This is a genomic window from Pseudonocardia sp. McavD-2-B (assembly GCF_024124365.1).
GTDB classification, from domain to species: Bacteria; Actinomycetota; Actinomycetes; order Mycobacteriales; family Pseudonocardiaceae; genus Pseudonocardia; species Pseudonocardia alni.
The window spans coordinates 1-10,838 of the sequence record NZ_JAMXSG010000203.1; the positions used below are offsets into that span (position 1 = coordinate 1).

General features: G+C 74.5%; 12 protein-coding genes. 9 read left to right on the forward strand and 3 right to left on the reverse strand.

Annotated features, from left to right (window positions below; all coding sequences use genetic code 11):
* The 5 genes from NH602_RS22185 to NH602_RS22205 all read left to right on the forward strand — a co-directional run.
* The coding region (locus tag NH602_RS22185) for a helix-hairpin-helix domain-containing protein (protein WP_253068814.1) at nucleotides 1-302 on the forward strand (302 nt) is incomplete at its 5' end.
* Entirely contained in the window at nucleotides 299-2,185 is a 1,887-nt protein-coding gene (locus NH602_RS22190) for a serine hydrolase domain-containing protein (RefSeq protein WP_253068815.1), read from the forward strand. The genes NH602_RS22185 and NH602_RS22190, both read left to right, overlap by 4 nt.
* Before the next feature lie 35 nt (nucleotides 2,186-2,220).
* Nucleotides 2,221-3,534 carry a sensor histidine kinase gene (locus tag NH602_RS22195; RefSeq protein ID WP_073576098.1) on the forward strand — a complete coding sequence of 438 codons (1,314 nt, stop codon included), beginning with the start codon at nucleotides 2,221-2,223 and terminating at the stop codon, nucleotides 3,532-3,534.
* Nucleotides 3,531-4,190, forward strand: coding sequence for a response regulator transcription factor (locus tag NH602_RS22200; protein ID WP_073576097.1), 660 nt, complete (start codon nucleotides 3,531-3,533; stop codon nucleotides 4,188-4,190). The genes NH602_RS22195 and NH602_RS22200 overlap by 4 nt, the downstream gene beginning before the upstream one ends.
* 26 nt (nucleotides 4,191-4,216) lie before the next feature.
* Nucleotides 4,217-4,798 (forward strand): peroxidase-related enzyme, encoded by a 582-nt coding sequence (locus NH602_RS22205; RefSeq protein WP_073576096.1) that lies wholly within the window; start codon nucleotides 4,217-4,219, stop codon nucleotides 4,796-4,798.
* Here NH602_RS22205 and NH602_RS22210 read toward each other — a convergent pair.
* From NH602_RS22210 to NH602_RS22220, 3 genes are read right to left on the reverse strand one after another with little or no spacing between them, the layout of a single operon-like run.
* Nucleotides 4,795-5,556, reverse strand: coding sequence for an amino acid ABC transporter ATP-binding protein (locus tag NH602_RS22210; protein WP_301549049.1), 762 nt, complete (start codon nucleotides 5,554-5,556; stop codon nucleotides 4,795-4,797). The genes NH602_RS22205 and NH602_RS22210 overlap by 4 nt on opposite strands.
* Nucleotides 5,553-6,473 carry an amino acid ABC transporter permease gene (locus tag NH602_RS22215; protein WP_073576095.1) on the reverse strand — a complete coding sequence of 307 codons (921 nt, stop codon included), beginning with the start codon at nucleotides 6,471-6,473 and terminating at the stop codon, nucleotides 5,553-5,555. Before NH602_RS22215 ends, NH602_RS22210 begins: the two co-directional genes overlap by 4 nt.
* Nucleotides 6,466-7,401, reverse strand: coding sequence for an ABC transporter substrate-binding protein (locus NH602_RS22220; protein ID WP_083658709.1), 936 nt, complete (start codon nucleotides 7,399-7,401; stop codon nucleotides 6,466-6,468). The genes NH602_RS22215 and NH602_RS22220 overlap by 8 nt, the downstream gene beginning before the upstream one ends.
* 209 nt (nucleotides 7,402-7,610) lie before the next feature.
* On the opposite strand from NH602_RS22220, the gene NH602_RS32020 reads away from it, so the two are divergent.
* The 4 genes from NH602_RS32020 to NH602_RS22240 form a co-directional block, all read left to right on the forward strand.
* Nucleotides 7,611-7,976, forward strand: a complete 366-nt coding sequence (locus NH602_RS32020; RefSeq protein ID WP_073576094.1) for an antitoxin — start codon at nucleotides 7,611-7,613, stop codon at nucleotides 7,974-7,976.
* 227 nt (nucleotides 7,977-8,203) lie between these two features.
* Nucleotides 8,204-9,391 (forward strand): pyruvate dehydrogenase (acetyl-transferring) E1 component subunit alpha, encoded by a 1,188-nt coding sequence (pdhA, locus tag NH602_RS22230; protein ID WP_253068816.1) that lies wholly within the window; start codon nucleotides 8,204-8,206, stop codon nucleotides 9,389-9,391.
* 15 nt (nucleotides 9,392-9,406) lie between these two features.
* Complete coding sequence (locus NH602_RS22235; protein ID WP_073576151.1) at nucleotides 9,407-10,372, forward strand: alpha-ketoacid dehydrogenase subunit beta; 966 nt, start codon at nucleotides 9,407-9,409, stop codon at nucleotides 10,370-10,372.
* A gap of 10 nt (nucleotides 10,373-10,382) precedes the next feature.
* Nucleotides 10,383-10,838: biotin/lipoyl-containing protein (locus tag NH602_RS22240; RefSeq protein ID WP_305882471.1), on the forward strand; the 456-nt coding region annotated here is incomplete at its 3' end.

Below are 10,838 nucleotides of genomic sequence, written 5' to 3' on the forward strand. Positions count from 1 at the left end.
TCCCACCGGCCGCCGACGCCGCCCCGGTCCTGCCCGCCCCGGGCTCCGAGCCCGCGTCGGGCACCGAACCGGGCGCGGCCGCCGCCCCCGCCCCGCCCGGCGCCCCCGGCGGGAAGATCGACCTGAACACCGCGACCGCGTCCGACCTCGACGCCCTGCCCGGCGTCGGCCCGGTCACCGCGAAGAAGATCATCGACTGGCGCAATGCCAACGGGCGCTTCAGCCGGGTCGAGCAGCTGCGGGAGATCGACGGCATCGGCGAGCGCCGCTTCGCCCAGCTCCAGGAACTGGTGCGGGTGTGACCCGCGCCGGAGCCCGCCGGGCGGATGCGGTCCACGGGGAGCTCGACGACGAGCTCGACGAGCCGGCCGAGCGTCCCGCCCCACCCGACCTGCGCCTCGTCCCCGCCGCGCTCGACCGGACCGGGATCGCCGGGGCCGCGGTCACCGTCGTCCGCGACGGGCAGGTCCTCGCCACCCGCGGCTACGGCTCGGCCGGGCCGGGCAGACCCGTCGACCCCGACCGGACGCTGTTCCGGGTCGGGTCGGTGTCGAAGGTGGCCACCGCGGTCGCCGTGCTGCAGCTCGCCGACCGCGGCCTGGTCGACCTCGACGCCGACGTCCGCCGCTACCTCGACATCGACGTGCCGATGCCCCGAGGCCCGGTGACCCTGCGGAACCTGCTGAGCCACACCGCGGGCTTCGAGGAGCAGATCCGCGGCCTCATCCGCGCCGCGCCGGGCGGCCCGTCGCTGCGGGAGTTCCTCGCCACCGACCCACCCGAGCAGGTCGGCACCCCCGGCACCGTGCCGTCGTACTCCAACTACGGCTACGGCCTGGCCGGGTACGTCGTCGAGCGGGTCACCGGGGAGCCCTTCGAGCGCTACGTGCAGCGCGAGGTGCTCGACCGTGCCGGCATGACGACCGCGACCTTCGACCAGCCGCTGCCCGCGGCCGCCGCCGGGGCGATGTCGGAGGGCTACACCAGCGTCGACGCCCCGCCGGCACCGTTCGAGTTCGTCAGCCCGGCCCCGGCCGGGTCGCTCAGCGCGTCGGCCACCGACATGGGCCGGTTCGCCTCGGCCCTGCTCGGCGCGCCCGGTTCGACCCCACTGCTCTCCCCCGCCGCGTGGGCGCTGATGCAGCGTCCAGCGCTGGGCCCGGACACCCTCGGCGCGCTCGCCGACGGGCCGCGGATGGCACCCGGCCTGTTCGACGAGAGCCGCAACGGCCACCTCGTCCTCGGCCACGGCGGCGACACCCAGTGGTTCCACTCGCACCTGCAGTTGTATCCGGCCGAGCGGATCGGCGTGTTCGTCACGACGAACAGCAGCGGGCGTGGCGGCGCGGACACGCTGGAGCTGCGGCGCGCGGTGACCGAGGGGTTCACCGACCGCTACCTGCCCGGCACGGCGGGCCCGGCGCCCGCCCCGGACGCCGGCACCCCGGCCCGGGCCGCCGCGATCGCGGGCACCTACGAGTCGGCGCGCCGGTCGGCGAGCACCTTCATGGGCGCGATGAACCTGATGGGGCAGATGCGGGTGGCGGCCCGTCCGGACGGCACGCTGCTGGTCTCCCCCGCCCCGAACGACGTCCGTCCGGCCGCCTACGCCGAGGTCCGGCCCGGGCTGTGGCGGGAGGTCGGCGGCCAGCGGCTGCTGACCGTGCGCACCGACGCCGACGGCCGGGTCACCGCGCTGGGCCACGACGCGGCGTTCACCGAGCTGCCGGTCGGCCCGCTGCGCGACGCGGCGCTGCTCGGCACGGTGCTGGCCGGTTCGGTCGTGGTGCTGCTCGGCGCGCTGGTCGCCTGGCCCGCGGGGGCGCTGTGGCGGCGCCGGTACGGCGTCGTCGTCGCGGCCCGGCCGCGGACCGACCGGGTCCTGCACGGCCTCACCCGGGCGGCGGCGGTGGCCGCGCTCGTCGCGCTCGCGGGCTGGGTGGTCTCGGTGCTCGCGATCGCGTCGCTGGGCGACGTGCCGCTCCCGGTCCTGCGCGGGCTCCAGGTGCTCCAGTGGATCGGGCTGGCGGGCGTGCCCGTCGCGGCGGCCGGGGTGGTCACCGCGCTGCGCGCCCGGGCCGGCGGGTGGCCGGTGACCGGCCGGGTGCTGCTGCTGGTCGCGCTGACCGGCGTCGCGGTGGTGGCGGTCGTGGCGGGCCTGCTGCTGCCGAGCCTCACCTACTGAGCCCTACGATCACCCCACCCGAGGCCGGAGACCCCATGCACCCGCACCCCGAACCGCCGCCCCGCACGGGCGCGGACCGGCTCGACGCCCGGCTCACCGCGCTCGGCCTGGCCGGACCGCGACGCCGCGACGCCGCGCTGGCCGTGCTCGTCGCGGCCGGGACGCTCGCGGTGGTCACCCCGGTGGTACTGGCACCGGGCCCGGCCGCGGAGCTGGGCCTGGCGCCGGGCACGGCGGCGCTGGCCCTGGGGGTGGTGACCGTGCAGAACCTGCTGCTGGCGCTGCGCCGCACCGCCCCGGCGGTCTGCCTGGCGCTGACGGTCGGCCTGGAGCTGGTGAACGTCGTCCTGCTGCCGGTGGGTGCGGCCCTGCGGGGCCCGGCGACGGCGGTCGCGGCCGGCACCTGCGGGTCCCGGCTCCCGACGCGACGGGCCGGTGTCCTGGTCGGCGCGGCGGCGGTCGTCGAGACCACCGTGGTGCTCACCGGGATCGCGGTGCGACCGTCCGACAGTGCGCTGCTCGGCGCGGCCGGGCTGGTCGTCGCCCAGGTGCTGTCGGCGGTCCTGGTCTACGGCGGCCCGCTGCTGCTGGGCGTGTACCTGCGGACCCGGCGTCGCTACGCCGAGCTCGACCGGGTGCACACCGCCGGTGTCGTCGCGGCGTACCGGGAACGGGCGGACGCCGCCGTCGCCCGGGAGCGGGCGCGGATGGCCCGCGAGCTGCACGACGTCGCCGCGCACCACCTGTCGGCGATGGTCGTGCAGGCCGCGGTGGTCGAGCGGCTGGTGGACCGGGACCCGGACGAGGCGCGCCGGACGGCGTCCCGGCTGCGGGAGCAGGGTCGCCGCACCCTGCACGACCTGCGTCTGGTCGTCGGAGCGTTGCGGGAGCCGGGGGCGGGCGGCGCCGAGGCCGACGCCCCGGTCCCCGGTCTCGCCGAGCTCGACGGGCTCGTGGAACAGGCCCGGGAGCTGGGCGGGCCGGTGGAGCTGGTCCGGCGCGGGGACCCGGGCGAGCCGTCCCCGGTCGCCGACGTCACCTGCTACCGGGTGGTGCAGGAGGCACTGGCCAACGCCCGTGAGCACGCCGCCGGCGCCCCGGTCCGGGTGACCGTGACCCACGCCGACGGCCGGGTCGCCGTCGAGGTGGTGAACGGCCCCGCGCGCGGTACCCCGCCGGAGTCCGGCAGCGCGCCGGGCACCCGGGGGTTCGGGCTGGCCGGGATGCGTGAGCGGGCACAGCTGGTCGGCGGGACGTTCGAGGCGGGCCGGACCGGCGACGACGGCTGGCGGGTCCGCCTGGTCGTCCCGCACGATCCCGGCCCGGAGACCGGAGGGGGACGCGCGTGATCAGGGTGGTGCTGGCCGACGACCAGGCGGTGGTCCGGGCCGGGTTCCGGATGTTCCTGGAGCTGGCCGGTGACGTCGAGGTCGTCGGCGAGGCGTCGAGCGGGCCGGAGGCCGTCGCGCTGGTGCGCGCACACCGGCCCGACGTCGTCTGCATGGACGTCCGGATGCCCGGTGGCAACGGGCTCGTCGCGACCCGGGAGATAACCGGCCTCGACGACCCGGTCCCGGCTGTCCTCGTCGTCACCACCTTCGACCTCGACGACTACGTGTTCGGCGCGCTGGAGGCGGGCGCGAGCGGGTTCGTCCTGAAGGACACCCACCCCGACGACCTCGTCGACGCCGTCCGCCGACTCGCCCGCGGCGACGGGCTGATCGACCAGACCGTCACCCGCCGGGTGATCGCCGAGTTCGCGCGTCGCCGCCCCGCCCCGGACGCTGCGCCCGACGGCGGGGTCGCCCCGCTGACCCCGCGCGAGACCGAGATCGTGCGGATGCTGGCCCGCGGGCTGTCCAACGCCGAGATCGCCGACGAGCTGGTCGTCGAGACGTCCACGGTCAAGTCGCACCTGGGCCGAGCGATGGCGAAGATCGGGACCCGGGACCGGCTGCAGACCGTGGTGTGGGCCTACCGGACCGGCGTCGCCGCTCCCGGCTGACGGCCCGGACGGCTAGCGTCCGCGTCATGGCACAGCACGAGGTGAGCAGGTTCGGGCACGTCGACCCCGACGGGCTCCCGCCGGACCTGGCGGAGCGGATCGGCGCGATCGCGGAGCGGTCGGGGTTCGTCCCGAACGTGTTCCGCGCACTGGGGCGGCGCCCGCGGGAGCTGCGGGCGTTCCTGGACTACCACGACGCGCTGATGGACTCCGACGACGGACTGTCCAAGGCCGAGCGCGAACTGGTCGTCGTCGCCACCTCGGGGGCGAACAACTGCACCTACTGCGTCGTCGCGCACGGCGCGATCCTCCGGGTCCGCTACAAGGACCCGGAGATCGCCGACCGCGTCGCGACCAACCCCTACGCCGTGGAGCTGTCGGAGCGCGAGCGCGCGATCGTCGACCTCGCCCTGCTGGTCGCCCGGAACTCCGAGGCCCTCACCGAGGCCGACCTCGACGACGCCCGCGCCGCGGGGCTGTCCGAGGACGAGATCTGGGACGTCGGCGCGATCACCGCGCTGTTCGCGATGTCGAACCGGCTCGCGCACCTGACCGCGCTGCGCCCCAACCCGGAGTTCTTCCTGATGGGGCGCATCCCCCGCGGCTAGAGCACCTTCGACAGGAACGCGCGGGTGCGCTCCTCCTGCGGGTCGGAGAGCACCGCGCGCGGGTCGCCCGACTCGACGATCCGGCCGTCGTCCATGAACACCAGCGCGTCGCCGACCTCGCGGGCGAAGCCGATCTCGTGGGTCACGACGATCATCGTCATGCCCTCGCGGGCCAGCTCGCGCATCACGTCGAGCACCTCGCCGACCAGCTCCGGGTCGAGCGCCGAGGTCGGCTCGTCGAACAGCATCAGCTTGGGCCGCATGGCCAGCGCCCTGGCGATCGCGACCCGCTGCTGCTGCCCGCCGGACAGCTGCGCGGGGTAGGCGTCGGCGCGGTCGCCGAGCCCGACCCGGGTGAGCAGCTCGACGGCCCGCTCGCGCGCGGCCGCCCGGGACTCGCGGCGCACGACGACCGGCGCCTCCATCACGTTCTCCGCCGCGGTGCGGTGCGGGAACAGGTTGAACCGCTGGAACACCATGCCGACCTCGCGGCGCTGCCTGCCGAGCGCGGAGTCACGGAGCCGGTAGAGCCGCCCGTTCTCCTCGCGCAGCCCCATCAGCTCGCCGTCGACCCACAGCCGTCCGGTGTCGATGGTCTCCAGGTGGTTGATGCAGCGCAGCAGGGTCGACTTGCCCGAGCCCGACGGCCCGATCACGCAGCAGACCTGCCCGGGCTCGACGACGAGGTCGACGCCGCGGAGCACCTCGACGTCGCCGAAGCTCTTGCCGACCGTCTCGGCGCGGACCATCGGGGTCACGAGGTCTTCCCTCCCGTCCGGAACGAGAACAGCCGCACCAGCGGGGTCGCCTCGGTGACGGCACCGGCGACTCCGCGGCCGTAGCGACGTTCGATGACCCGCTGACCGGCGGTGAGCAGCGAGGTCAGCAGCAGGTACCAGGCCGCGGCCACGATGAGCAGCGGGATGGTCTGGAAGTTCGTCGAGTAGATCCGCTGCACCGAGGTGAGCAGGTCGGTGTAGCCGATGACGACGACCAGCGACGTCGTCTTCAGCATGCCGATCGTCTCGTTGCCGGTCGGCGGGATGATCACCCGCATCGCCTGCGGCAGGACGACCCGGCGCAGGGTCTGCGCGCGGGTCATGCCCAGCGCCCCGGCGGCCTCGCTCTGGCCCTGGTCGACCGACTGGATGCCCCCGCGCACGATCTCGGCCATGTAGGCGGCCTCGTTCAGCCCGAGGCCCAGCAGACACGCCAGGAACGGCGTGATCAGCGAGTTCGTGTCGAACACGACGAACTCCGGGCCGAACGGGATGCCGAGCGACAGGTTCGGGTAGAGCGAGGACAAGAAGCTCCAGAACAGCAGCTGCGCGATCAGCGGGGTGCCGCGGAACAGCCACAGGTAGACCCCGGACACCCCGGACAGCACCGGGTTCGGCGACAGCCGCATGACCGCCAGCCCGATCCCGCCGACGATGCCGATCAGCATCGACAGCACGGTCAGGACGAGGGTGTTCGCGAGCCCGTTCAGCACCGGTGCGGCGAACAGGTACTCCGCGACGACCGGCCAGCCGAAGTTCTCGTTGGTCAGCAGCGAGTTGACCAGCATCGCGCCCAGGACGGCGAGCACCGCGATCGCGACCCACCGTCCGGGATGCCGGACTCCGATCGCGTCGCGGGGCTCGGGTCTGGCGCCGGTGGTCGCCGGCTCAGCCACCGTTCACCGAGGAGGTGGGGATCGCGCCGTTCGCGACGTTCCACTTGTCGAGGATCTGCCGGTAGGTGCCGTCGTCGATCAGCGACTGGACCGCACCCTGCACGGCCTGGGCGTACTGGCCGTCGTTCTTCTTGAGCGCGATGCCGTACGGCGCGGTGTCGTAGGGCTGCCCGACGACCTCGACCGTGCCGTTCGTGGTGGTCTGCGCGTAGGCGGCGACCGGGGAGTCGGCGAGCATCGCGACGATCCGGTTCGAGTTCAGCGCGAGCGTCACGTCGGTCTGGGCCTGCAGCTCGGTGATCTGGATGGCCGGCTTGCCCTCCGCGGTGCATGCGGCGTTGCGGGCCTGCACGTCCTCGACCTGCACGGTGCCCTGCTGGACGCCGATCGCCCTGCCGCAGAGGTCGTTCGGATCGACGCCGTCCGGGTTGCCCCTGCGGGTGGCGAGGCTGGTGCCCGCGGAGAAGTAGCCGACCATGTCGAGCACCTGCGTGCGCTCGTCGTTGATGGTGAACGACGAGATGCCGGCCTCGTAGCGGCCGCCGGTGATGCCCGGGATGATCCCGGAGAACTGGCTCTGCTCGAACCTCGCGGTCAGCCCCAGCTTCTGGGCGATCGCGGTGCCGAGGTCGACGTCCATCCCGACGATCGTGGTGCCGTCGGGCGCGGTGAACTCGTTCGGCGGGTAGGTCGGGTCGGTGCCGACGACCCACGTGCCGTCCTGCCGCACCTCGGCCGGCACCATCGCCGCGAGCCGGTCGTCCTTGGCGACGGCCGGGATCGGCGCATCGGTGCCGGTGGCCTCGGCGGAGCCGCCTCCCCCGCTGCCGTCGCCGCCGGCGCCACAGCCGGTCAGGACCAGTGCGGTCAGTGCGGACAGTGCGATCCCGGTCAGGGAGCGGACGCTGCGGGTCCTCGCGGTCGTCATGCGGTTGCCTTCCAGGTGAGGCGGGGTCGAACGGCGGGGATCCTGCCACCTGTCGACGGGTCACCGCCGTGCGCACGGCCGATCCGTTACGTGCTCGTCGCACGCCGGTGGAACGCCGCGCCGGTCCGTGCCCGTTCGCCTACTGTTGGTACGACGACCCAGCGCCGCGGTCCGACGCGGTGCCGCATTCGTCACGGAGGTCCTCGACGATGTCGCTGTTCCGCAGACTCACCGTTCTGGCAGGAGCGGTCGAGGCCGCCCGCCGCTACGCCCGGTCCAACCCGGACAAGGCGGGCAAGGCCCTCGACTCCGCCGCCCAGTTCGTCGACAAGCAGACCAAGGGCAAGTACACGAACCAGATCGCCGGCGCCGCGCGCAAGGCGAAGGACGCGGCGGGCATCCCGCAGCCCGGATACGGCTACGGCGCGCCGGGCACCACCCCGCCCGCCCCGGGCCGCCCCGCCGCCGGGAACCCGCCGTACCCGGCGGGCGGTGCGGACGCGCCGACGCAGCGCACCCCACAGCAGCCCCCGGCGTTCCCGCCGCCGGACCCGGAGCGCCCGCACGGCGCCTGACCGGCTCCCGCGACGGTCCCGGCCGGGTGCCGGGACCGTCGTCTGTGGACGTCCGACGGTCCGTCGTCCACCCGTCGACCTGCGGGGCACCGGTTCTCCTCGGGGCCGGTGACGTGCCAGGATCGGCGGTGACGCGCCTGCGCGTCCCGGGGCCCGCACCACCCGCACGGGCCCGGAGCCGACGCTCCCGGGCGTGACCCCGCCCGGTGCGACCGAGGAGGTCTGCCGTGGACGAACCCCAGGCGTGGATACCGACCGACCCGCGGTCGCGGCCCAGCCACGACCAGGTCGTCGCCGGGCTGAAGGGCGTCGACGAGGGTGGGCCGGAGCTCGTCCAGCTGCTCACCCCCGAGGGCGAGCGGGTGCCCGACGAGCGCTTCGACCGCTACGCCGCCGACATCACCGCCGAGGACCTGCGGTCGCTCTACCGGGACCTCGTCCTGGTCCGGCGGGCCGACCGCGAGGGCAACTCCCTGCAGCGCCAGGGCGAGCTCGGCCTCTGGGTGCCGCTGCTCGGCCAGGAGGCCGCGCAGGTCGGCTCCGGCCGCGCGCTCGCACCCGAGGACATGTGCTTCCCCAGCTACCGCGAGCACGGCGTCGCCTGGTGCCGCGGGGTCGACCCGACCGAGCTGCTCGGCATCTTCCGCGGCACCGATCACGGCACCTGGGACCCGGTCGCGACCCGGTTCCACCCGTACACGATCGTCATCGGCAACCAGTGCCTCAACGCCGCCGGCTACGCGATGGGCCAGCGCTTCGAGTCGAAGGTCGGCGACCGGGACACCGGAGAGGCCACCATCTGCTACTTCGGCGACGGCGCCACCAGCCAGGGCGACGTCCACGAGGGCTTCGTCTGGGCCGCCGCCTACGACGCGCCGCTGGTCTTCTTCTGCCAGAACAACCAGTGGGCGATCTCGGTGCCGGCCGAGCGCCAGACCCGGGTGCCGCTCTACCAGCGCGCCCGCGGCTACGGCTTCCCCGGCGTCCGGGTGGACGGCAACGACGTCCTCGCCTGCCTCGCCGTCACCCGATGGGCGCTCGACGAGTGCCGCACCGGCAACGGCCCGGTGCTGATCGAGGCGTTCACCTACCGGATGGACTCCCACACCACCTCCGACGACGCGACCCGCTACCGGCTCGCCGACGAGGTCGAACTGTGGAAGCTCAAGGACCCGATCGAGCGGGTGCGGGTGCACCTGGCCCGGCGGCACGGCGTCGGCGCCGACTTCTTCGACGCCGTCGAGGCCGAGGCGGACGCGCTCGGCGAGCGGATGCGGGCGTTCTGCCGGGCGATGCCCCAGCCGGGTCCGGAGCGGATGTTCTCCCAGGTCTATGCCGAGGCGTCGCCGACGGTGGAGCGCCAGCGCGAGGAGTTCCTGGCCTACCACGCGTCGTTCGCGGACCAGGAGGGCTGAGCCGTGCCGACCACGATGGCGAAGGCGCTCAACGACGGCCTGCGTGCCGCGATGGAGCGCGACCCCAAGGTGCTGGTCATGGGTGAGGACGTCGGCCGGCTCGGCGGTGTCTTCCGCATCACCGACGGGCTGCAGAAGGACTTCGGCGAGCAGCGCGTGCTCGACACCCCGCTGTCGGAGTCCGGGATCATCGGCGCCGCGATCGGGCTCGCGGTGCGCGGGTTCCGGCCGGTCTGCGAGATCCAGTTCGACGGGTTCGTCTTCCCCGGCTACGACCAGATCGTGTCCCAGCTGGCGAAGCTGCGGTACCGGACGCAGGGCCGGGTGCCGGTGCCGGTCGTCGTCCGGATCCCCTACGGCGGCGGGATCGGTGCCGTCGAGCACCACTCCGAGTCGCCCGAGTCGCTGTTCGCGCACGTCGCGGGCCTGAAGGTGGTCACCTGCTCGACCCCGTCGGACGCGCACTGGATGATCCAGCAGGCCATCCTGTCCGACGACCCGGTGATCTTCTTCGAGCCGAAGCGCCGGTACTGGGAGAAGGGCGGGCTCGACGGCGCCGACCTGGCGTCGGCGTACCCGCTGCACGCGTCGCGGGTGGTGCGGACGGGCTCGACGCTGACCGTCGCCACCTACGGGCCGATGGTGCGGACCTGCCTCGACGCGGCCGCCGCGGCCGCCGAGGAGGGCCGCGAGCTCGAGGTGGTCGACCTGCGGTCGCTGTCCCCGCTCGACCTCGGCCCGGTCGCGGACTCGGTGCGCCGCACCGGACGGCTGGTCGTGGTGTCCGAGGCTCCCGCGGAGTCGTCGGTGACCTCCGAGGTCGCCGCCCGGATCCAGCAGGAGTGCTTCTTCTCGCTGGAGGCGCCGGTGCTCCGCGTGACCGGTTTCGACACGCCCTACCCGCCGTCGCGGCTGGAGGACGAGTACCTGCCGGACCTGGACCGGGTGCTCGACGCCGTCGACCGTTCCCTGGCCTGGTGAGGAGGAGCACATGCGTGAGCACTTCAAGCTGCCCGACGTCGGCGAGGGGCTGACCGAGGCCGAGATCGTCACCTGGCGGGTGGCGCCCGGGGACACGGTCGCGGTGAACGACGTGATCGTGGAGATCGAGACGGCGAAGGCGGCCGTGGAGCTGCCCTCGCCGTGGGCCGGGACGGTCGGGGAGCTGCTGGCCGAACCGGGCGCGACCGTCGCTGTGGGGACGCCGATCATCGCGATCGACACCGGTGGGGCCGCGCCCGACGCCGGCGCCGACACCGGCGCGAAGATCGGTGAGGCGGGCAGGGACGGACGGATCGCGACGCTCGTCGGGTACGGGCCGCGGCAGGGCTCCGCCCGGCGACGGCCCCGGCGCGAGCCCACCGCCTCCGCTGCGCCGGCCGGGTCCGTCGCTGCGGGGGACCCCGTCGCCGGGGGCCCGGACGCCTCGGGGCCGGGTGCGGCCCCC